A 21,073-nucleotide genomic window follows, 5' to 3' on the forward strand; every position below is an offset into this window, starting at 1 on the left:
CGGGCTGCGGGCGGTGGTCCCGGCGGCCTAGGCTCGGCGAGCAGGTGAATGTCGCGCAGGACTACTCCTCCCACGCGACTAGAGTGTTCCACCGGGGATGCCCAGACCTGGGCCGGCACGTGGAGGTACGGCCATCGAAAGCCAGAACAACGGCGAGTCGCCCGGCGTGTCGTCGTCCGGCACAGCCGCCGACCACTCCGGTCTCGCCGCCATCCGCTCGGTGCTGCGTATCCGGCCGTTCCGCAGGCTGTGGATCGTACTCAGCGCCGCCTCCTTCGGCGACTGGCTCGGCCTGCTCGCCACCGCGCTGTTCGCCGCCTCCCAGGTCTCCGGCAGCACCGCCCAGGGCGCCGCGTTCGGCGGTGTGACAGCGATCCGGCTGCTGCCGGCGCTGGTGCTCGGCCCGGTGGCGGGCGTCTTCGCCGACCGGTTCGACCGCCGGTGGACCATGGTCATCTGCGACCTGCTGCGCTTCGTGCTGTTCGCCTCGATTCCGCTGTACGCGCTCACCGGCGCCGCCGGCGGGCTGGTGGTCGGCTGGGCGCTGATCGCCACGTTCCTGATCGAGTCGATCACGCTGCTGTGGATCCCGGCCAAGGAAGCGGCGGTCCCGAACCTCATCCCGCGTACCCGGCTGGAGGCGGCGAACCAGCTCACGCTGATCACCACGTACGGCCTCACGCCGGTGGCCGCGGCCGTCGCGCTGGCCGTGCTGACCCGCGGCCTGCCCAGCGCGGTCGGCGGCAACCTGCCGAACTGGGCCGAGCCGGCCCAGCTCGCGCTCTGGTTCAACGCCTTCTCCCGGCTGGCCACCGCGCTCGTGGTGGCGTTCGGGATCAAGGAGATCAGCCAGGCCCAGCGCGCCGAGGCGGAGCGCACCGAGCAGAGCATGTTCCGGCAGTTCTCCGAGGGCTGGAAATACATCGGCCAGACCCCGCTCGTCCGTGGCCTGGTGCTGGGCATCTTCGGCGCCTTCGCCGGCGGCGGCATCGTGGTCGGCACGGGCAAGTTCTTCGCCAACTCGCTCGGCGCCGGTGACGCCGCCTTCTCGCTGCTCTTCGGCGCGATCTTCGTCGGCCTGGCGCTCGGCATCGGCCTCGGGCCGATGATCGTGCGGGACATGTCCCGCCGCCGCTGGTTCGGCATGAGCATCGTGCTCGCCAGCGCCTCGGTGCTGGTGCTCGCCTTCGCCATCCACCTGTCGATGGCCATCCTCGGCGCGATCCTGGTCGGCGCCGGCGCCGGCATGGCGTTCCTGGCCGGCACCACGCTGCTCGGCGGCGAGGTCGCCGACGAGGTACGCGGGCGCGTCTTCGCAGTGGTGCAGATCGGCACGCGGCTGGTGCTGATCCTTGCCATCGCGCTCAGCAGCCTCCTGGTCGGCGTCGGCGGCTCCCGCCAGCTCACCATCGCCGACCTGGGCATCTCCATCTCCTCGACCCGCCTGCTGCTGCTCGCCGCCGGCGCGGCCGGCATCATCGCCGGCATCAGCGCGTTCGGCCAGATGGACGACAAGAAGGGCGTGCCGGTCCTCGCCGACCTCTGGGGCTCGATCCGGGGGCGCCCGCTGATGCCGGCCGAGCCGTTCGTCTCCAGCGGCCTGTTCGTGGTCTTCGAGGGCGGCGAGGGCGCCGGCAAGTCCACCCAGCTCGCCGTGCTCGCCGAGCGCCTACGCGGGCAGGGGCGGGACGTGGTGGTCACCCGCGAGCCGGGCGCCACCCCGGTCGGTGAGCGGATCCGCTCGCTGGTGCTGGACACCGGCAAGGACGAGGCGCCGTCGCCGCGCGCCGAGGCGCTGCTCTACGCCGCCGACCGGGCGCACCATGTCGCGACTGTCGTCCGCCCGGCGCTCGTGCGCGGCGCGGTGGTGATCAGTGACCGGTACGTCGACTCGTCACTGGCGTACCAGGGTGCCGGCCGGACGCTGCCGGTGGACGAGGTCTCCTGGCTCTCGTCCTGGGCCACCGGCGGGCTCAAGCCCGACCTGGTGGTGCTGCTCGACGTCGAGCCGCGTACCGGCCTGAGCCGGGTGGAGACGCGCAACGAGGGGGCCGACCGGCTGGAGGCCGAGTCGCTGACGTTCCACGAGCGGGTCCGGTACGCCTTCCTCGACCTGGCCGCCGGTGACCCGAAGCGTTACCTGGTGCTCGACGCGTCCCGTCCGGTGGACGAGATCGCCGAGGCGGTGGCGCGCCGGGTGGGTGAGTTCCTCGCCGACCCGGGCGGGATCGTGCACCCGCGTCCGGCGCAGGGCCCGGACACCTCGGTCCAGCCGGAGTTATCCGACGCGGAGCTGGTGACGATGGAGCAACCCCGAAGATGACCGACGTCTTCGGCGATCTGGTCGGGCAGGACGAGGCGGTGGACACGCTGCGGCGGGCCGCCGCCTCGGCCGCCGCGCTGCTGCGCGCCGCCGTTCCCGTCGCGGCCGGCGCGTCGGCAGGCGGGTACGACGACCTCGACGCGCTCGCCGAGGAGTTCGACAGCACGGACACCGACCCAGGTCCGGTGCCCGCCGCTGAAGCCGATCCCGGCGCCGGGATGACCCACGCCTGGATCTTCACCGGGCCGCCCGGATCGGGCCGGTCGGTGGCCGCCCGCGCGTTCGCCGCCGCCCTGCAGTGTGTGCACGGCACCGGATGCGGCAGCTGCCCCGGCTGCCACACCACGCTCACCGGCACGCACGCCGATGTGCGGCTCGTCGTGCCGGACGGGCTCTCCATCGGCGTCGGCGAGATGCGGGCGCTCGTGCTCCGCGCGGCGAGCACCCCGTCCGGCGGCCGGTGGCAGGTCGTCATCATCGAGGACGCCGACCGGCTCACCGAGGCCGCCGGCAACGCGCTGCTCAAGGCGATCGAGGAGCCGCCGCCGCGTACCGTCTTCCTGCTCTGCGCCCCGTCCACCCACCCCGACGACATCTCCGTGACCATCCGGTCGCGCTGCCGCGTCGTACCGCTGCGCCAGCCGCCACCGGCCGCGGTGGCCGAGGTGCTGGTCCGTCGCGACGGCGTCGCGCCGGACGTGGCCGAGTGGGCCGCGGCGGCCGCGCAGGGGCACGTGGGCCGGGCCCGTCGGCTGGCCCGCGACCCGGAGGCCCGGCAGCGGCGCGATGCGGTGCTGGCCGTGCCGCGCCGGCTGACCGGCGTCGGCGCGGCGTTCGACGCCGCCTCGGCGCTGATCGAGGCCGCCGAGGCGGAGGCCGCCGCCTCGGTCGTCGAGATCGACGAGGCGGAACGGTCGGCGTTGCAGACCGCGCTCGGCGCGGGCGGCACCGGCCGTGGCGCGGCCGGCGCCATGCGCGGCGCCGCCGGTCAGCTCAAGGACCTGGAGAAGCGGCAGAAGTCGCGGGCGACCCGCGCCCAGCGGGACGCGCTAGACCGGGCGCTTGTCGACCTGGCCGGGTTCTATCGGGACGCGCTCACCATGGCGTTGCGGGCGCCGGTCGCCCCGGTGCACACCGACACCGCGGCGCTGGCCGGCGCGGGCGCGCAGAAGTGGGACGCCGAGGGCTCGCTGCGCCGCCTGGAGGCGGTGCTGGAGTGCCGGGCGGCGATCGAGGCGAACGTCAAGCCGCGGATCGCGGTGGAGGCGATGATGCTCAACCTCTGGCGCGGCTGACCCACGCCCGTTCCGCGCTGTCCACAGGGCATCGACACGCGCGATTGGCGTGCGGTACGGTCCCCGGTGATGCCGCGGTGATCGAGGCGGCACGCTCAGTGATGTTGGGGCCGACCGGCCGGGAGGAGTCCGCCGATGCCGCGGGGCGAGATCGACGAGGCCTGGATCGAGGAGGCGGTGCGGCGCTACCGCCGCATCGAGAACCTGCAGGCCGAGTTCGACCAGGCGGTGGCCACTGTCGAGGTCACCGTCCGCTCGCCCGACGGCCTCGTCGAGGTGGTGGTGACCGCCGGTGGGCGGATCACCGACGTGCGTTTCCTCGGTCCGCTGCACCACCGCAGCCCACGTGACGTGGCCGGTTCGGTGCAGGCGGCGGTCACCGCCGCCGCCGACGCGGCGCAGTGGGCGCGGGAGAAGCTGCACAACGAGACGTTCGCGGCCTACCGGCCGCTGGCGGGAGCCTGACATGGAGACGCTGCGTGCCCTGGCCGCCCGCCTCGACGAGGCCGGCGCGACCCTCGCCACGCTGGCCCGCACGGTCACCGCCACCGACCCGCCCCACCCCGCGTTCGGCGCGCACGCCGCCGGCCGCCCCGGTGACGTGGGCCGCGCGCTGCACCGGCAGTGGACCGCCGCCACCGCCGACCGGGCACGCGAGGCGCAGGCCGCCGCCGTCCGGCTCGCAGCCGCCGCGGCCGCGCTGCGCAGCGCCGCCGACCGCTACGCCGCCGCCGACGACGGCGTGGCCCGGCGGCTGGCCCGGGAGGCCTGATGGACGCGCTCGACCGCCTCGCCGAGCCAGGGCTCGACCTGCTCGCCCGCGTCGACACGCTGCTCGCCGCGGGCGCGCCCGAGGGGCACCGCCTCTGGCCGCTGCTGCGCCGCATGCAGGTGCTTCCCGGCGCGGCAGTGCGCGAGTTCCTCGACCTGCACCCCGCGCCGCTGACCGGCGCCGGCCACGCCGTGCGCCGGCTCGTCCGGGGGTACGACGACACCTGCGCCCTGCTCGGCGACACGATCGCCTGGTCGGGTGCTGCCGCGTCGGCGTACGACGAGGCGCGCGCAACACTGCTCCGGCACCTGGACGAGGGGCCGGAGAGCCTGGTCGGGCGGCTGGAGTCCACGGCGAGTTACGCGGACGCGCTGGCCGGCTGGGTGGAGGGCAGCCGGGTCGCGCTGGCCCGCGCGCTGGCCGAGGTGCTGGGTTCGTCCGAGGCGGTCGCCGTGCACGCGGCGACCCGACCCGGCGTCCACGCCGGACCGGCCGGGGCGTCGGCCGCGGCCGAGATCGCCACCCGGATCCTCGGTGTGCTCGGAGTCGCCTACGACGGCGCCGAGACGCTGCTGCGTCAGTGGGGGCCGAGTCTCGCCGAGACGGTCTGGCGGGATCGGCCGGCGGTCGCGCCGCACTACGGCGGCACCACCCGAATCGGCTACTGACGGTCCACGGCGCCGCGCGCCGGACCGGCCGTGGCCGGGCAACGGCGGCGACGCCGTGGACTTCCCCTGCACCCCCCGCAGGTATGTCTTCACTCAACGCTGTCGACACACGCTTGTCCCGGCAGCGGGCGAGGTTTCAGCCGTCCGGGCGAGGCGAAGGGGGCGATTCGGCCGGATCGACGGAGCCGATCGCCGCAGTCGGTGACCGGACGGCGACCGCCCGCCGTACGGCGGGCACCGATCCGCGTAGGGTGGGGCGCATGGGCATGCTCTGCGCGGTCAGTTTCAACCGGTACGGGCGCCTCTACTACCTCGACCCGGGCGAGCTGCGCCCGCAGGTGGGCGACCGGGTGCTGGTGCCCACCGACGAGGGCCCCGAGGTGGCCGAGTGCGTCTGGGCAGCCCAGTGGGTCAGCGAGGACACCGACGGGTTCCCGAAACTCGCCGGGCTCGCCGAGGACGACGACCTGCGCCGCGACGAGACGCTGCGCCGGCGCAAGGCCGAGGCGAAGGTGGCCGCCAAGCGGCTGATCCGCGAACACGGCCTGCCGATGAAGGTGGTAGCCGTCGACCACGTCCTGGCCACGCCGGAGAACGGCAGCGACCGCACCACCATCTACTTCACCGCGCCGCACCGGGTCGACTTCCGCTCCCTGGTCCGTGACCTGGGCGCCACCCTGCACTGCCGGGTCGAGCTGCGGCAGCTGTCCGCCCGTGACTCGGCACGGGTGCAGGGCGGCATCGGCTCCTGCGGACGTGACCTGTGCTGCGCCACGTTCCTCAACGACTTCGAGCCGGTGACCATCCGGATGGCGAAGGACCAGGACCTGCCGCTCAACCCGCTGCGCATCTCCGGCGCGTGCGGGCGGCTGATGTGCTGCCTCAAGTACGAGCACCCGCTGTACCAGAAGTTCCAGGAGTCGGCCCCCGCGGTCGGCAGCCGGGTCTCCACGCCGCAGGGCGAGGGCAAGGTGGTCGGCCACAGCGTCCCGCGCGACGCGGTGACGGTACGCCTGGACGCCGACGGCTCGCGCTCGATGTGCTCGCGGGCGTCGGTGTGCGCCCCCCGACAGGCCCACGACCAGCACTACCCCCAGCCCTGACCCCGAGCCCTCCCGCCCCTTCGGCGGTGATCGGGGGTCAGCGGATGACGATCGGGGGTTCGGCGAGGCGGGGGGTCAGCGGGGTCTTCGGGGTCAGCCACGGGGCCGTCGGGGACTGGTCGGGGTTGAGCTGCCAGCCGTGGGACACCTTGTCCACAGCGATCGGGTAGATCGTCAGCGTGCCGTCCGGGGCGATCCGGAACCGCAGGAACGCCTTCGAGTCCTCGATGCCCTGGGCGGCGAACAACTCGTTCAGGTTGACCCCGAACGCGCCGGCCACCAGCAGGTAGAGCGCGACGAGCTGACTGGCGACCAGACCGCTCACCGGCCCGTAGAGCACCACCGCGGCGACCGCCGGCATCGGCCACGGCCAGTCGTAGAACGGAAGCTGCAACCAGACCCACGTGCCCCCGGCGGCGAGCGCCACCTGGGCCAGCCCGTGCGCCACCCCGAGGATCCAGTGCCGGGCGTGCCGTTTCCCGCCCGCCGTCGGCGGCTTGGCGAAGAACACCGCGCCCATCATCGCCGCCACCAGCATGATCGCCAGCGGCACGCTGAACAGCCGCTGCTCGGTGGTGCCCACCCGCTGCACCGCCACGCCGGCCATGGCCAGCATCAGTAGCGTGTGCAGGGTGCCGAGCAACGTGGTGAAGCCCGGGTTGCGGAACGGCAGCCGGGCGAAGATCCCCCAGCCGTACCGGCGGGAACGCGCCTTGTCCGGGTAGCGCGCGGCCAGGTCGTACTCCTGGGTGTTGCTGGCCCGCCTGGTCAGCGTGTCACGCGGCGGCACCTCCAGCTTCTCCGGCAGCCGGTGCGTGGGGTAGAGGTATGCGCCGCCACCGCCGCACGTGATGAGCTGCCGGTCCGCCCCGGCGTAACGGGCGTAGTGGTGCAGGTCGCCGGAGACCAGCACCCGCACCTGCGCGCCGGTCGGCGCGACGAGAGTACGGATGAAGTAGTCGATCGAGTCGTACGCGTTGGGGTGGTCGACGGCCTTGACCCACGTCGGCGCCGGCACCGCCAGGATCACCTTCGACTCCGGGGTGAGCTTGCGGGCCACCTCGTCGAAGTAGGTGAGCTGCGGGTCGTCCAGGTACGAACCGGACTGGTCGTCGAGGCCGAGCAGCCACCAGCCGGCCGGCAGCTCGACCGCGAAGTACGAGCGGGACTGGCCGGTGCCCCAGCCGCCGAAGTGCCGGTCCCGGGTCCGCACGAACAGCCGCAGGAACGCCGTCAGTCCGTCGTACCAGTCGTGGTTGCCCGGCACCGCGAACAGCGTCGGCTGCTCCGGCGGCGCGACCGGCAACGCCGCCTGGTACGGGCCCTTGCAGCGGTCCTCGTACGCCTCGTAGCCCGCCGCCGGGTAGACCTGGTCGCCGCCCATCACCAGCGTCTGCGCCCGGGGAAGCCGGTGCCCGTCCACCGTCAGCTCCGGCTGGGCGAGCAGGTACGCCACCGAGTACGTGGCGTCGAAGCCGTCACCCAGGTCCGCCACGTAGTCGAGCCAGAGCCCGCCGTCCGGACCGACCTGCCGGAACGTGCCGTCGCCGAACGCGTTCTGCAGCTCGCGCTTGTCCAGGTACGCCCCGAACAACATCGCGAGCAGCGTACGCAGGCCGGTGCTGATCAGCAGCAGCGGCGCGAGCCAGGGCACCGGCCGGCGCGGGGTGAAACCCAGCTCCCGGGGGTCCATGCTGCGGGGGCGGCGGGTGGCGCGCTCGCCGGGATGCGCCTCGGGGGCCGCTGGCCGCGGCGGTTCGTCGGTCACCCGCCGCAGGGTAGTCGGGACGCGGCGCGAAGTCTCTCCCGTGACGGGGCAGATGTGGTCCGGTGCCCGGGTTCGGAGGCGGGGGATCCGGTTCGGCACAAGCTCGGTCGTGCCGTACACTTGGCGGTCGTTGCCGCCTTAGCTCAGTCGGCTAGAGCGACGCACTCGTAATGCGTAGGTCGACGGTTCGATTCCGTCAGGCGGCTCCACAGAAAGGCCCAGGTCACCGGCTTGATCGCCGATCATGACCTGGGCCTTTTGCCTACCCTCGCGAGGCCGGGCAGCCAAGCGAGCAGCCAACCTACACACCTGACCACAGCGCCCCCTCCAACCGCGAAGCCGCTTCCCGCGCGATCTCCGGAGCTACGTGGGCTTTGGTCAGGTGATGCCGCCGTCGCTGTGTAAGAGTTGGCCGTTGATCCAGCCCCCGTCGGGTGAGCACAGGAACGCGACGAGGTTCGCGCAGTCCTGTGGGCGCCCGAGGCGACCGAGCGGCGTGGCCCGTAGGACCGCATCCCTGATCTCCGGGGTCATCCAGCCGGTATCGGTCGGACCCGGATCGATGGCGTTGGCGGTCACGCCGAGGTGGGCCAGTTCTTGAGCGGCGGCCAGGGTGATCCGATCGAGTGCGCCTTTGCTGGCTCCGTAGGGAAGGTTGCCGACAGTAGCGTCACTGGTCAGGCTGATGATGCGTCCCGTGCCGTGTGGCCCGTGGAACCGTTGGGCGTACTCGCGAATCAGGAGCCAGCTTGCCCGGGTGTTGACCGCGAAGTGACGGTCGAAGCTTTCGATGCTGGTGTCGAGCAGGCCCGAGCTGACGCTCTCGCAGTGGGCGAGGACGAGCGCGCTGACCGCGCCGAGTTCTCGCTCCACGGCCGTGAAGATGCCGGCCGTGGCGTGAGGATCAGCGAGGTCCGCCTCGACTGCTGCGGTTTTCGCCCCGTGCTTGGCGGCTTGGCTGCTGAGCTGCGTCACGGCCTCGGGATCGGCTCCCCAGGGCATCCGCTCGTCGTACGGGGTCCAGTAGGTGAAGCCGACATCCCAGCCGGTCTGGGCCAGCGTCAGCACCACCGATGCGGCGATGCCGGCGCTGCGGCCGGCACCGGTCACCAGGGCGACGGGTCGATGCTGGTGGTCGACGCCATCCGTATGTGCCATCCGTGGTCGCACCCCCTTCGATGCGCCATCCTTGCTGCCCGCTCAAAGGCCGTCATCGGAATTACCCCGCCAATACAGCCGAGCTGGCGATACATCGCCACAGCGTCAAGCATCAACCGAGGTCGCAGTGTCAACCATCAACCGGAGTCGGACAGCCAACTGCCGACGATGTTGGGTCTCGGGACGTGCGTGACGGAGCAGTCTCAGGACGTGCGTGACACGTCCGGCTAGACGATCTTGTCTGCCTCCGGGAAGTTCGTGTCGGCAGAGTTGCGGACGGTACGTGTAGGCGGACGCGGTTGCGCCACCTCCCTGCGGTGAGGGCTTTCTGTATTGGGCTCGATTCTTGAACTGGATCGACAGCGAGAGGTGCAGATGATGGACGAGCATGCCGGTAAGCAGGAGGGGCTGTCCGCGGAAGAACTCGCGCGCCGCACCAGGTGGTTTGAGCAGTACGTCGAGGCGTTGAATCAGCGATCTGTAGTGGCTGAAGCGGGTGGCGAACCGTACGCGTGCCCCTGCTGTCGGCACCCGACGCTTGAGGGGCGAGGTCAGTTCGAGATTTGCTTCGCCTGCGGCTGGGAGGACGACGGGCAGGATGACGAAGACGCTGACACGGTGCGAGGCGGCCCCAACGGTTCGCTCAGTCTGACGGATGCCCGGCGTGCCTACGCCGAACGGCCGGTCAGCCTGGCAGATGCGCGGCGTGCCTACGCCAGACGACAAGCCCGTTGGGAAGAGCGCAGACGCCGATCGGCGCCCGAGACGACTTGACCTGATTGGATCGCATGCCGATCGCTTCGGCGCTCTCGCGGAGTGTCACCCAGGTCCTGATACCGATCCGTCAGAGGGAGATACCTCTAGGTTCACCCCGTCCTTGCCCATTCATGGTCCGGGTAGTTCGCCGGTCAGCGGCGCATCTGGCCTCAGCCGAGGTGCAGCAGCAACACTTGGTCGTCGCGGAGTTCGGAGATGCTGTCGCGCAACAGCCTCAGCCCATCCGAACCGGCCGTGCCGCTCTCCTCGAAGTCCAGCCCCATTTCCTCGAAGTGGGCGGCCAACTCCTCCTCGCGGTGCCTGGCGGGGTCGAGTTGATCCAGGAACCGCTTGTGTTCCGGAGTGATGAGCACGGTCAGGTCGTGCACCTTGTTGATGGCCGCCGACTCGGCATCGAACTCCGACTGCTCCAGGTCGACGTCGCGCTCCTCCAGATAGCTCAAGACGTGCAGCATGCAGTACCCGGACCAGTCGTACTCCTTCCGCGGCTCGCGTCCGTGCTCGGCGAGGTAGGAGCCGAGTGACGATGGCGATGTGCGGGCGAGGTGGGCCAACTCGGGGATGCTTCTCCTGGGGACCAGGGTCAGTGACGCGACAGCAGACAACGCACCCTCCGTCGTACGAACTCTGCCGGGCAGGCTACGGGGAGGGAGCGACAACGTGTCAGCGGATCGTTGGGGCGGCCGGGCATCGGTAGGTCCCCGGAGTGATCCCGGGACTGAATATGGGACACCGCGACCCGCCCTCCGCCACGCAGACCCACGGGCCCGAGGTGAGCGGCCCGCATCCAATCCGCATCCCGCGTTGCGACCGCCTCGCCCAGCCGGTTGGCGACCGCGTCCAGGTCGTCACCGAACAGAGCCACGGACACGTCCAGGTGATGGTGCGGGGGAGCCGGACCAGCCGGCGGCAGCGGCCCAGGCCAGCAGTACGCCCATGGTCAGGCCGGGCGGCAGGTACCAGAACGTGAGGAATCCGGCTGGTGGCGTCAACGGCAGTGCCGCGACGAGCGCCCATGCGACGCGGCGCGGCAGCACGCCGCGACGCAGCCCCTGCAGCCCACACCAGACGGTGCCCACCAGGGCCGCCAACAGGGCCACGAGGTCGAACATCCACCCGTACCCGGGGCTGCTGTATTCCAGGCCGATCGCGATGGCCGCGGTGAGGAGCCCGTACCTCGTGAGGCGGCGGGGCGTCGCGGTGGCGTGGCCGGTGACCGTCCAGACGAGCGGCAGCGCCAGCAGCACGGACACGAAGAAGGGCCCGCGCCAGATCCACGCCGGCTCCCCACCGTCGAACAACGGCAGGTTCTCGGCCATCCATCGCGACGGAGCGGGGAGGGAGCTGACGGCTCGGCCGCCGCCGACCTCCCACTGCGTGGCCATAGCGGCGCCGAGCACCGCCGCGATCACCGGTGCGAGAACCGCCAGGACGCGCCGCCAGCGGGCGACCGGCAACCTGTCCTCGACGCCGGTCGGGCCGGCGCGATCGGGTACGTGCTGCGGACGCTCTTGTCCCATCGGTCGATCGTCATTGCGTCGCCGGGAAATCTCATCAGGGGAACAGCCGAGATCACCATCGGCGTATCGGCGGTCCACGTGGGTTGTCTCGGTCCGCGGCGGTCAGCGCACCAGCAGGTCGATGACGCCCGTCAGGTCCTCCTCGCCGCTGCCCTCGGCCAGCCGGCGGCGCATCAGCTCGAAGTAGGGGCTGAGTAGTTCCGGGCTGACGCCCTGCTGCTCGGCGGTGCTGAGGAACGTCGGCGTGCCGGCTACCTGCATGGCGAGGTTGGAGACGACGCCCTTCGTGTAGTCGCCGCTCCGCAACTGGTCGGCGGTCTGGTGAACGGCCGGGGCCATCGCGACGAGCCAGTCGGCGAGCAGCGGGGCCAGCGACGTGGGGTCGATGTCCTCCCGGCGGATCAGGGCGAAGGCGTGCGCTGCCCCGGCGAACATCCCGTACATGGCGCTGAGCAGGGCGACGTCGTGCAGGGCGGCGAAGCCCGCGTCCCGGCCGACATAGGTGGTGCCGGCCGGGACGCCGAGCGTCTCCCGGTGCCGTTCGAACAGCTCGCGGGAGCCGCTGTAGAAGACGTAGCCGCCCGCGTCCGGGACGCCGATCATCGGAGGAACGGCCATGATCCCGCCGTCGAGGTAGCGGGCGCCGCGCTCGCGGGCCCAGTCGGCTCGGACGCGGGCGTGGGCGGGCGTACTCGTGGTCAGGTTGACCAGGTCCTTGCCGGCCAGGTCGGTGCCGGCCAGCACCTCCTCGACCGAGGCGTCGTCCAGCAGGCAGACGACGACAAGGGTGTTCGCTGCGACGGCCTCGGCGGCGCTCTCCGCGGCCCTCGCTCCTTCGGCGCAGATCGCCGCGGCGCGGGCCGGGGTGCGGTTCCAGACGGTGAGCGGGTGGCCGGCGGCGAGCCAGGCGCGGCCCAGCGCGGCGCCCATCGCGCCGAGGCCCAGCAGCGTGACGGGCGTCTTCTCCACAGTGTCGTGTGCCATGCCGATCAGGCTGGTCGCAGGCCCGCAGATGATCAAGTACGCACTTCGGAGTAGGTGGTTACTCTGAGGTGAGCGAGCAGGTCGGAAGGGCGGGGGCATGACGACGTTGAACCGGCCGGGCGCACCGGACGGCCATGTCTGCGGGATCGACGCCGCGATGGAGGTGATCGGGGGCAAGTGGAAGGTGCTGATCCTCTGGGCACTTCACGAGCACCCGTACCGCCGCTTCGGCGAATTGCGCCGGCTGCTGCCGGGGATCACCGAGAAGGTGCTGGCCGCACACCTGCGCGAGATGGAGGCGGACGGCGTCGTGCGTCGCGTCTCCTACGACGAGGTGCCGCCGCGCGTCGAGTACTCGCTGACCGAGGACGGCGTACGGCTCAACGACGCGCTCGAACCGCTGGCCGCGTGGGGCCGTGAGCGGCGGGACGTGGGAGGCTCCCGCCCGTGACGGACGACGAGTCGAAAGTCGTGCAGCTCTACTGCCGTTTCGAGATCAGGGTCGACGACCCGGAGGCGGTGTTCGAGGCCGCCGAACGGGAGTTGCGGAGCGCCGACGTCGGCTGGCCGGGCGAGCAGGAGACCCTGGACGAGGCGGTTGCCGAGCTGCGGGGAGACCTGGCGCAGTCGGTCGCCGGCCTGGTCGACCCCGACCGGGTGTTGGCCGGTGTGCCCGGTCTGGAGGTACGCCGGGGGCGGTGGTGGGCCGAGGTCGGGCCGCCGTCCGATCGGTTCCAGCCCGGCTTCGGCTCGCCGGAGGAGGACGCCAATCGCTAGCGCTGCTTCGCGCGCTGCCGGGCGGCCTCGTACAGCGCCACCGTCCCGGCCGCCGCCGCGTTCAGCGAACTGGCCGCACCGACGATCGGGATGCGTACCATCCGGTCGGCAGCCTCCTGCCAGCCCTTGCTGAGTCCGTGCGTCTCGTTGCCGACGAGCAGGACAGTGGGCCCGGTCAGGTCGTGCTCCGCGACGTCCACGTCGCCGTGTTCGTCCGTACCGATGATCTGGATCTGTGGTCCCTCCTTCCGCGCCGCGGCGACCCAGTCGAGGACGGCGTGGTGGCTGGGGACGCGCACGGCCGGTACGGCGAACAGCGACCCGGTGCTGGCCCGTACCGCCTTCGGGTCGTAGGGGTCGGCGGCGTGGCCGGTGACCACCACGCCGGACGCGCCGAAGGCGTCGGCGGAACGGATCAGCGTGCCGATGTTGCCCGGGGTCTTGGGGCGGTCGAAGACCACCACGAGCATGTCGGGCCCGACCGGGATGCGGGCCAGGTCGTCATCGGGCTGCGCCACCACGGCCAGCAGTTCGGGTGACTCCTCCTCCTTGCCGCTGAGTTCCCGCATCAGTTCGGGCGCGAGGGCGACCCGCCGGGCGTCGGCGCGGTCGAGCAGTTCCCGGCACCAGCGGGACAGCGGCTGCCGGTCCGGGTACAGCAGCGCCCGGATCTCCCACCCCTGTTCCAGGGCGACGGTGATCGGGCGTACCCCCTGGACCAGGAACTCCCCGGCACGCTGGCGCTTGTTGCGGTTGGTCAGCAGCGCCTGCCACTGCTGGAAGCTCGCGTTCCGGGTGGTGATCGTCAAGGTCTTCGCCACGTAGCCGATTCAACCCCATCGGGGGTCGGTCCCGGGGTTGCGGCCCCCGGCGACGATGGTCAGGTGATCAACCGCCGGTCGTTCCTGATCCACCTCGCATGCGTACTGCTGGTGGCCGGCGGCGGCGCGTTGCTGTGGCTGCCGTTCCACACCCAGATGGAGCTGGACGACTGGGCGGTGACGCTGCGTGAGCGGGGTACGCCCGCGCGGGCGGTCGTCGTCGATCAGGTGACGAAGAGCGGCGGCAACCGGAGTTCCTCGTCGAGGACCATGTACTTCAGCTACGAGCTCGACGGCCGGACGCACGCGCAGGAGGTGGCCTGCTTCGAGGTGTGCCGGGCCGCCGGGGCCGAGGTGCCGATCTGGGTGAACCCGGCGGACCCGGGCGACTTCGTGACCGACTTCGGGCAGCTCAGCGGCCACCGCGGCCGTGTGCAGGGCGTCCTCGGCGTGGTCGGGCTGGCCGTCCTGGGCGTCGGGGTGGTGCTGACCCTGTCCCGTATCAGGCGTCGGCGTTCCAACCGGCCGCGCCGCGACCGGCCGCGCCGGATGGAGCCGGCGGCGGACGGTCGCGGGTACGTGGGCCGGGGCAAGCGCAAGCGCAACGTCCGGCCCTGACCACGGACCTCAGCGGTACAGGGTCTCCAGGTAGGCCGGGCCGTAATGGCGTTCCAGGTCGGCCAGGCTCTCCGCCGGGGCCTCCACCTCTTTGATCAGCCGGGCCCGGGCCGGCAGCACGTCCGGCTGCCAGGTCTCCGGCTGCCACAGCTCGGAACGGAGGAAAGCCTTCGCGCAGTGGTAGAAGATCTGCTCGATCGCGACCTCGACGGCCAGCAGCGGCCGGTGGCCCTTGACCTCCATGTCGTCGAACCACGGCGCGTCGGCGATCAGCCGGGCCCGCCCGTTGATCCGCAGCGTGTCGGTGCGGCCGGGGATCAGGAAGATCAGCCCGACGTGCGGGTTGGCCAGGATATTGCGGTAGCCGTCGGCCCGCCGGTTGCCGGGCCGCTCCGGGATGGCGATCGTGGTGTCGTCCAGCACGAGCGCGAAGCCGGGCGGGTCACCCTTCGGGGAGACGTCGCAGGTGCCGTCCGCGCCAGCGGTGGCGATCAGGCAGAACGGTGACGCGGCGAGCCACTCCCGGTCGCGTTCGTGCAGCGTACGGCGGTCCTTGGCGGCCGCGCGCGGCATCGGCGTCCCGATCAGCTCGCGTAGTTCGGCCTCGCTGGTGATCTCCCGGGTCGTCACGTCTTCCTCCCCCGTCCGTTGATCGTCACGACGGTTCCGGCCCGCGACGGGCTGGTTTCCGCCACTGTCAGCCTAGGAGACGCGTCGAGTGCCGGGTTTGCCCCCGGGACCGGCGGGTAGGGACCGGTTCGCAGCGTGCGTCCGGACGTGACGGATGGAGGCCGAGATGGAGAGCCGACTGAAGGTGCTCGGCCATCCCGTGCACCCGATGCTCGTGATGTTTCCGGTGGCGCTTCTCGTGACCGCGGTGATCTTCGATCTGGTGGACACCGTGGGCGGACCGGACTTCCTCGGCGAGGTGGCGTACTGGAACATCACAGTCGGCCTGATCGGCGGCCTGCTGGCCGCGGCGGCCGGGGCGTTCGACCTGCTCGCCCTACCGGTCGGTACCCGCGCGAAGCGGGTCGGGCTGACCCACGCCGCCGCCAACGTGGCGGTGATCCTGCTCTTCGCCGCGGTCTGGGTGGTCCGGCTCAACGCCGACTCGCGGGCCGCCGGTGGCGCGCTGATCGCGATCGAGGTGGTCGCGGTGGCGATCCTCGGGGTCAGCGCCTGGCTCGGCGGTGAGCTGGTGGACCGGCTCGGCGTCGGCGTCGACCCGGAGCACGATCTGAACGCGCCCAGCTCGCTGCGATCCCCCTCGGCGAACCAGCGGATCGGAGACGTGCGATGACCGAACAGAGCGGCGGACGGGGCTGGCGTGGCCGCCAGCAGGGCTGGGACCCGATGGGTGAGCTGCAGTCGCTGCGCTCCGAGCTGAGCCGGCTGGTCGGCGGACGCTCCGGCGGCCAGGACGTGGATCTGGCCGAGACGGCCGACGGCTGGGAGGTCGTCGTCCGGCTCCCCGGCGTGGCGCCGGAGGAGGTCGCCGTCGAGTTGGACGACCGGGAGCTGTGCGTCCGCGCCCGGTCGGAGGCCGAGGTCAACGCCGACCACGGCATCCCGGGCGGGTTCACCACCCGCGGCTTCGAGTACCGCGTCGACCTGCCGTCCCGCGTGGACCCGGACCGGATCGACGCGGTGATGGACCACGGCCTGCTGCGGGTACGCCTGCCCCGGGCAACCCGGCCCACGCCGCGCACCATCACCGTCGGCCGTACCGGCCCACGTGCGAGCGCCGACCGTACGCCGATGCCCGCCGACCCGGCCGCGGACCGGGAGCTGCACCACCCGGACACCGCGCTCGACGAGATCGACCGGCCGTAGGGGCCGCGTGACCAGCCCGTTCGACGACTCCAGCTCGGCGCGTCTGTCGCCGCGCCGCGACCTGGAGCCGTCGGTGCTCGGCCCGGTCGGCGAGCGCGTATCCGACGTCGAACGGATCGCCGTGCTGCGCGCCAACGCGCTCGGCGACTTCATCTTCGTGCTGCCGGCGCTGGACGCGCTGCGGTCGGCGTACCCGTCGGCGGAGATCGTGCTGCTCGGCGCGCCGTGGCACGCGGCGCTCTGGCGCGACCGGCCCGGCCCGGTGGATCGGGTGCTGGTGGTGCCGGCGGCGCCCGGCATCCGCGATCCCGGCGCCGGCGAGGAGCCGGGAGACGTCGCGGAGTTCCTGGCCGCGGCCCGTGCCGAGCGGTTCGACCTGGCCTTGCAGGTGCACGGCGGCGGGGCGAACTCCAACCCGCTGGTGGCGGGCCTGGGCGCGCGGGTCACCGCCGGCCTGCGGGCCGAGGGTGCGCCGCCGCTCGACCGCTGGCTGCGCTACGTCTACTACCAGCACGAGGTGATCCGCTACCTGGAGGTGGCCGCGCTGGTCGGCGCGCCCGCCACCACGATCGTCCCATCGCTCGCGGTGACCGCCGCCGACCGGGCCGAGGCCGCCGCCGTGCTCGGCCCGCAGAGGCGGCCGCTGGTGGCGCTGCACCCGGGCGCCACCGACACGCGGCGGCGCTGGCCGCCGGAATGCTTCGCCGAGGTCGCCCGCGCGCTCACCGGAGACGGGTACGAGGTGCTGGTCACCGGCACTCCCGCCGAGCAGGAGACGGTGGACGCGGTGGCGGCGGCCGCCGGCGTGCCGGTACGCCCGCAGGTCGGCACGCTCAGCCTCGGGGCGCTGGCCGCCGCGTACGCCGACTGCGCGCTCGTGGTCTCCAACGACACCGGACCGCTGCACCTGGCCGCCGCCGTGGGCGCGCCGACTGTCGGTGTGTTCTGGGTCGGCAACCTGATCAACGGGGCGTCGCCGCTGCGCGACCGGCACCGCCCGATCGCCGCCTGGACCACCCACTGCCCGGTCTGCGGCGTCGACTGCACACCGGGGATCTACCCGCACCGGCCCGGCGACGGGGAGTGCCCGCACCGGGTGTCGTTCGTGGCCGACGTGCCAGCGGTCGAGGTGATCGAGGCGGCCCGCGAGCTGCTCACACCTCCGCCGCCGACTCGCTGAGCACGACCTCCCACGCCTCCACGTCCCGCTCGGTGACAGTGGTCGGCGACTCCAAATGGTAGGCCCCGCTGGGCAGCACACCGGCGCCGCCGTGGCGCTCCAGCACCGCGAGCTGGGCGGCGACGTCCTCGCCCTGGTGCCGGTCGGGCAGCCGCTCCCAGAAGTCGAAGCCACCGGCCTCGACCAGCTTCGCCCGGTCGTAGAGCACGCAGCCGCCGATCCAGGAGACCTTGTACGCGCGCCACTGCCCCGGCGGCAGGTTCAGCTTCTCGGTGACGTGCAGCAGGTTCGCGGCCGGGTGGATGGACGCCCGATGCCACTCCGGCGTACCGGGCAGGATGCGTTCCGGCACCGGCCGCCCGGTCCACTCCTCGTAGTGCTCGTGCGTCTCCGGGCGGACGTCGTCGGCGTAGGAGAGCCCGTGCACCGCGTTGCCGACGAACCCGCAGCCCAGCTCGTCCAGCGCGGTGACCAGGCGGGACAGCGTGCCCGGCTCCAGCCACACGTCGTCGTCAAGGCAGAGCACGGCGTCCGCCGCCGACTGGGCGAGCAGGTAGGACCGGTGTTCGGCCAGGCCGCGCCGGGGCAGCCGCCGGGTCAGCAGCACCGGGTGCCCCCGGTGCCGCAACGCCCGGACCATCGTGGCGGCGGCCGGATGCGCGTACGCGGGCTCGCCGTCGGACTGGTCGCTGACCACCACCCCGAAGCCGGGTACGCCCTCCTGGGCGGCCAGCCCGGAGAGGGTGACAGCCAGTTCGGCGGGCCGGTTGCGGGTGGGAATCAGCACGTCGAGCCGCCGGTGCTGCCGGAACTGCCCGGGCGTGCCCGGGTCGAGCGGTCGGGTCACGCCGGCCTGCCTTCGCCCACGGCGGGGCTGTGCTGGTCAGGCACGGCCTCACGGCCCTCGCTTCGCTCGGTGCGTTCGCTCATGCCGACCGACTGGGCGCGGATCCGGTCGATGATCGCCGAGGTGGAGCGGTCCGGCACGTACCCGAGCGTGCGTACCTGCCCGCCCAGCCGCCGCACCAGCGGTGCCTCCGGCACCATCTCCGGCGGGTAGTCGCCGCCCTTGACGTAGACGTCCGGCCGGACCGCCTCGATCAGCCGGGCCGGCGAGTCCTCCTCGAAGACCACCACGTGGTCGACGCAGGCCAGCGCCGCCAGCAGGGCGATGCGGTCCTCGACCGGGTTGACCGGCCGGTCCGCGCCCTTGAGCCGGCGCACGCTGCCGTCCGAGTTGACCGCCACGATCAGCAGGTCACCGAGCGCGCGGGCCTGGGTCAGGTAGCGGACGTGCCCCGGGTGCAGCACGTCGAAGCAGCCGTTGGTGAACACCACCGACCGGCCGGCCTGCCGGTGCTCGTCCACGAGCGCGGCCAGTTCGTCGGCGCCGACCAACGCCGGGTGCCCGCCCTCCTCCGGGCCGGCGCCGAGTGCTGCGAGCAGGTCCTCCTGGCGGCACACGCAGGTGCCGGTGTCGGCCACCGTGATGGTGGCGGCGAGCTGCGCGAGCTGGGCGGCGGTGGGCAGGCCCGAGTCGGCGGCGAGCGCCAGCGTCATGGCCGCCAGGTACGCGTCCCCGGCGCCCACCGCGTGGCTGGCCGGGACCGGGGTGCTGTGGCTGCGCCGGGGCTCACCCTCGGCGCCGCCGACCACCGCGCCCTCGGTGTCCAGGGTCACCGCCACCACGTCCGCGCCGGTGTGCGCGCGCAGCTCGGGCAGGCGCGACTCGGCGAGCACGGCCCGGTCCACGCCGGTACCGGCGGTTGCGCTCACCGTCACGCCGGTGCCGGTGACGCTGAGTCCGTCCCCGGTCAGCGCCACCCGCTCCTCGCCGGGCGTCGGCTCGCCGGTCGGGCCGGTGGAGCCGTCGGTGGTCCGGGCGGCGGGCGCGCCCGAGGTCGGGTGCGGGCTACCAGGCGCGCGGTCGCCGGACCCGCCGGGCGCCGCGCCGACCATCAGCTCGGACGGGCCTTCGGCCTCCGGCGGGTGGTCCAGGTGCAGGTCACCACCATTGGGTACGGCGTTGCGCTCGCCGTGCGCGAAACCGGCGGCGGCGCGGGCCAGCAGCCGGGTGGCCTCGGCGAAGCTCGGCGTCACCACAGTCGGGTTCAGCCCACGCCAGTCGGCCAGATCGTGCGCGTCCAGCGCCACGGTGCCGTAGCGGTCCCGGTTGGCGACCAGCCAGGCGCGTACCGCCGAGGGCAGGCCGCCCAGTCCGTAGTCGCAGACCACGAGCGTGAGCGGCTGTCCCGGGGCCACCGCGCGCAGTTCCTCGGTGGCGCAGTGCAGCGCGGTCAGCAGCCGTGCCACCCCGTCGTCGTCCAGCGCGTCCTCCGGGCCGCCGGAGTCCTCCCGGAGCAGGATCTGGTTGCCGGCGAGCATCCGCCGCTTGACCGGCGTCGGGCGGCCGGGCTGGCTCACCGTACGGTCCCAGACCGCCGCGCGGTCCAGGCAGTCGTGCAGCTCGTCGCCGGCCACGTCGGCGCCGACCGGGGCGACCAGCGCGGCCCGGCCGCCGAGCGCCGCGACGTTCACCGCCGTGTTGGCGGCGCCCCCGGCCGCGGAGATCCGCCGCCGCAGGGTGAGGACCGGCGCGGGCGCCTCGCGGCAGAGCCGCTCCGACTCGGCGAACCGCCACTCGTCCAGCATGGCGTCCCCGACGACCAGCACGGGACGCTGCTGCCAGCTCGCCACCACGGTGGCCAGCCGGCGCTCTTCCGCTGCTGCTCCTGCCATGCCTCTGCGGATCCCCCCACGCCGTCAGGACAAACCTGGTGCGACGCGGGCCACCCGGTGCGCCCGGTTTCGCCGCATCGGCCGGGGGAACGGTTCAGACATACCCCGGAGAGGAGAGAAGAGCATGGCAGCGACACTTCAGGGCAAGCGCATCGCCTTCCTGGCCGCCGACGGCGTCGAGGAGGTCGAGTACACCCAGCCCCGGGAGGCGGTGGAGAACGCGGGCGCGCAGGTCGAGCTGGTCTCCCTCGACTCCGGCTCGATCCAGGCCTTCAACCACCTCGACCACGGCAAGCAGTACCAGGTCGACGTCACCGTCAAGGAGGCGGACGCCGGGGCGTACGACGGGCTGGTGCTGCCCGGCGGCGTGGCGAACCCGGACTTCCTGCGCGCGGACCCGGACGCGGTCCGGTTCGTGAAGTCGTTCTTCGACGCCGGCAAGCCGGTCGGGGTGATCTGCCACGGCCCGTGGACGCTCGTTGAGGCCGACGTGGTGCGGGGCCGCACGATCACGTCCTGGCCGAGCCTGCGCACCGACCTCACGAACGCCGGCGCGAACTGGGTCGACAAGGAGGTCGTCACCGACAACGGGCTGGTCAGCAGCCGCAAACCGGACGACCTGCCCGCGTTCTGCGCCAAGATCGTGGAGGAGTTCGCCGAGGGCCGGCACACCGCCTGAGGAAAGTCACCCGCCCACCGGGGGCATGATCCGCCCTCGGTGGGATAGGAAGCGG

General features: G+C 72.7%; 23 protein-coding genes and 1 tRNA gene. 15 read left to right on the plus strand and 9 right to left on the minus strand.

Features of this window, described 5'->3' with window-relative positions; all coding sequences use genetic code 11:
• Window positions 1-97 precede the first annotated feature (97 nt).
• The 6 genes from tmk (at window position 98) to FHU28_RS05075 (ending at window position 6,161) form a co-directional block, all read left to right on the plus strand.
• Entirely contained in the window at window positions 98-2,323 is a 2,226-nt protein-coding gene (gene tmk, locus FHU28_RS05050; RefSeq protein ID WP_260412847.1) for a dTMP kinase, read from the plus strand.
• Window positions 2,320-3,618, plus strand: coding sequence for a DNA polymerase III subunit delta' (locus tag FHU28_RS05055; RefSeq protein ID WP_184681357.1), 1,299 nt, complete (start codon window positions 2,320-2,322; stop codon window positions 3,616-3,618). The genes tmk and FHU28_RS05055 overlap by 4 nt, the downstream gene beginning before the upstream one ends.
• Before the next feature lie 135 nt (window positions 3,619-3,753).
• The gene (locus FHU28_RS05060; protein WP_013473591.1) at window positions 3,754-4,083 is read left to right on the plus strand and encodes a YbaB/EbfC family nucleoid-associated protein; all 330 of its coding nucleotides are present in this window, start codon (window positions 3,754-3,756) and stop codon (window positions 4,081-4,083) included.
• A gap of 1 nt (window position 4,084) precedes the next feature.
• Window positions 4,085-4,390 (plus strand): hypothetical protein, encoded by a 306-nt coding sequence (locus FHU28_RS05065; RefSeq protein ID WP_073826196.1) that lies wholly within the window; start codon window positions 4,085-4,087, stop codon window positions 4,388-4,390.
• Complete coding sequence (locus FHU28_RS05070; RefSeq protein WP_184681359.1) at window positions 4,390-5,058, plus strand: hypothetical protein; 669 nt, start codon at window positions 4,390-4,392, stop codon at window positions 5,056-5,058. The genes FHU28_RS05065 and FHU28_RS05070 overlap by 1 nt, the downstream gene beginning before the upstream one ends.
• Window positions 5,059-5,318: 260 nt before the next feature.
• Complete coding sequence (locus FHU28_RS05075; RefSeq protein ID WP_184681361.1) at window positions 5,319-6,161, plus strand: PSP1 domain-containing protein; 843 nt, start codon at window positions 5,319-5,321, stop codon at window positions 6,159-6,161.
• Window positions 6,162-6,198: 37 nt separating this feature from the next.
• On the opposite strand, the gene FHU28_RS05080 is transcribed toward FHU28_RS05075, so the two are convergent.
• The gene (locus FHU28_RS05080) at window positions 6,199-7,929 is read right to left on the minus strand and encodes a metallophosphoesterase family protein (protein WP_184681363.1); all 1,731 of its coding nucleotides are present in this window, start codon (window positions 7,927-7,929) and stop codon (window positions 6,199-6,201) included.
• 132 nt (window positions 7,930-8,061) lie between these two features.
• Between FHU28_RS05080 and FHU28_RS05085 the strand changes: the two genes are divergently transcribed.
• Window positions 8,062-8,138, plus strand: a tRNA-Thr gene (locus tag FHU28_RS05085).
• A 169-nt stretch (window positions 8,139-8,307) separates the two neighbouring features.
• Here the strand turns inward: FHU28_RS05085 and FHU28_RS05090 are convergent.
• Window positions 8,308-9,087, minus strand: a complete 780-nt coding sequence (locus FHU28_RS05090) for an SDR family oxidoreductase (protein WP_184681365.1) — start codon at window positions 9,085-9,087, stop codon at window positions 8,308-8,310.
• 378 nt (window positions 9,088-9,465) lie between these two features.
• Between FHU28_RS05090 and FHU28_RS05095 the strand changes: the two genes are divergently transcribed.
• The gene (locus tag FHU28_RS05095; protein WP_184681367.1) at window positions 9,466-9,861 is read left to right on the plus strand and encodes a CPCC family cysteine-rich protein; all 396 of its coding nucleotides are present in this window, start codon (window positions 9,466-9,468) and stop codon (window positions 9,859-9,861) included.
• A gap of 152 nt (window positions 9,862-10,013) precedes the next feature.
• Here FHU28_RS05095 and FHU28_RS05100 read toward each other — a convergent pair whose 3' ends face one another.
• The 3 genes from FHU28_RS05100 to FHU28_RS05110 all read right to left on the minus strand — a co-directional run bounded on the left by FHU28_RS05100 (window position 10,014) and on the right by FHU28_RS05110 (window position 12,368).
• Complete coding sequence (locus tag FHU28_RS05100; protein WP_184681369.1) at window positions 10,014-10,307, minus strand: hypothetical protein; 294 nt, start codon at window positions 10,305-10,307, stop codon at window positions 10,014-10,016.
• Between the two features lie 405 nt (window positions 10,308-10,712).
• Entirely contained in the window at window positions 10,713-11,384 is a 672-nt protein-coding gene (locus FHU28_RS05105) for a hypothetical protein (protein WP_184681371.1), read from the minus strand.
• A gap of 102 nt (window positions 11,385-11,486) precedes the next feature.
• A complete protein-coding gene (locus FHU28_RS05110; protein ID WP_184681373.1) occupies window positions 11,487-12,368 on the minus strand; it encodes an NAD(P)-dependent oxidoreductase in 882 nt (293 codons plus the stop codon).
• A 97-nt stretch (window positions 12,369-12,465) separates the two neighbouring features.
• Between FHU28_RS05110 and FHU28_RS05115 the strand changes: the two genes are divergently transcribed.
• Window positions 12,466-12,819 carry a winged helix-turn-helix transcriptional regulator gene (locus tag FHU28_RS05115; protein WP_174536015.1) on the plus strand — a complete coding sequence of 118 codons (354 nt, stop codon included), beginning with the start codon at window positions 12,466-12,468 and terminating at the stop codon, window positions 12,817-12,819.
• Window positions 12,816-13,145, plus strand: a complete 330-nt coding sequence (locus FHU28_RS05120; RefSeq protein ID WP_184681374.1) for a hypothetical protein — start codon at window positions 12,816-12,818, stop codon at window positions 13,143-13,145. The genes FHU28_RS05115 and FHU28_RS05120 overlap by 4 nt, the downstream gene beginning before the upstream one ends.
• Here FHU28_RS05120 and FHU28_RS05125 read toward each other — a convergent pair.
• Window positions 13,142-13,966 carry a TrmH family RNA methyltransferase gene (locus FHU28_RS05125; protein WP_073826166.1) on the minus strand — a complete coding sequence of 275 codons (825 nt, stop codon included), beginning with the start codon at window positions 13,964-13,966 and terminating at the stop codon, window positions 13,142-13,144. The two genes, FHU28_RS05120 and FHU28_RS05125, sit on opposite strands and share 4 nt — an antisense overlap.
• A 63-nt stretch (window positions 13,967-14,029) precedes the next feature.
• Between FHU28_RS05125 and FHU28_RS05130 the strand changes: the two genes are divergently transcribed.
• Window positions 14,030-14,584, plus strand: a complete 555-nt coding sequence (locus FHU28_RS05130; RefSeq protein WP_311773519.1) for a DUF3592 domain-containing protein — start codon at window positions 14,030-14,032, stop codon at window positions 14,582-14,584.
• 9 nt (window positions 14,585-14,593) lie between these two features.
• On the opposite strand, the gene FHU28_RS05135 is transcribed toward FHU28_RS05130, so the two are convergent.
• Window positions 14,594-15,214: a pyridoxamine 5'-phosphate oxidase family protein gene (locus FHU28_RS05135; protein ID WP_184681376.1), complete on the minus strand. Its 621-nt coding sequence runs from the start codon at window positions 15,212-15,214 to the stop codon at window positions 14,594-14,596.
• A gap of 166 nt (window positions 15,215-15,380) precedes the next feature.
• Here FHU28_RS05135 and FHU28_RS05140 point away from each other — a divergent pair, with 166 nt between their 5' ends.
• The 3 genes from FHU28_RS05140 (at window position 15,381) to FHU28_RS05150 (ending at window position 17,600) form a co-directional block, all read left to right on the plus strand.
• Window positions 15,381-15,887, plus strand: a complete 507-nt coding sequence (locus FHU28_RS05140; RefSeq protein ID WP_184681378.1) for a DUF2231 domain-containing protein — start codon at window positions 15,381-15,383, stop codon at window positions 15,885-15,887.
• Window positions 15,884-16,420 carry an Hsp20/alpha crystallin family protein gene (locus FHU28_RS05145; RefSeq protein ID WP_184681380.1) on the plus strand — a complete coding sequence of 179 codons (537 nt, stop codon included), beginning with the start codon at window positions 15,884-15,886 and terminating at the stop codon, window positions 16,418-16,420. The genes FHU28_RS05140 and FHU28_RS05145 overlap by 4 nt, the downstream gene beginning before the upstream one ends.
• 61 nt (window positions 16,421-16,481) lie before the next feature.
• The gene (locus tag FHU28_RS05150; protein WP_184689247.1) at window positions 16,482-17,600 is read left to right on the plus strand and encodes a glycosyltransferase family 9 protein; all 1,119 of its coding nucleotides are present in this window, start codon (window positions 16,482-16,484) and stop codon (window positions 17,598-17,600) included.
• On the opposite strand, the gene FHU28_RS05155 is transcribed toward FHU28_RS05150, so the two are convergent.
• A complete protein-coding gene (locus FHU28_RS05155) occupies window positions 17,575-18,447 on the minus strand; it encodes a glycosyltransferase family 2 protein (RefSeq protein WP_184681382.1) in 873 nt (290 codons plus the stop codon). The two genes, FHU28_RS05150 and FHU28_RS05155, sit on opposite strands and share 26 nt — an antisense overlap.
• Entirely contained in the window at window positions 18,444-20,339 is a 1,896-nt protein-coding gene (gene rfaE2, locus FHU28_RS05160; protein WP_260412848.1) for a D-glycero-beta-D-manno-heptose 1-phosphate adenylyltransferase, read from the minus strand. The genes FHU28_RS05155 and rfaE2 overlap by 4 nt, the downstream gene beginning before the upstream one ends.
• A 124-nt stretch (window positions 20,340-20,463) precedes the next feature.
• Here rfaE2 and FHU28_RS05165 point away from each other — a divergent pair, with 124 nt between their 5' ends.
• Entirely contained in the window at window positions 20,464-21,018 is a 555-nt protein-coding gene (locus FHU28_RS05165; protein WP_184681384.1) for a type 1 glutamine amidotransferase domain-containing protein, read from the plus strand.
• The last annotated feature ends 55 nt before the right edge of the window (window positions 21,019-21,073 follow it).

It is taken from the genome of Micromonospora echinospora, assembly GCF_014203425.1.
Classification (GTDB): domain Bacteria; phylum Actinomycetota; class Actinomycetes; order Mycobacteriales; family Micromonosporaceae; genus Micromonospora; species Micromonospora echinospora_A.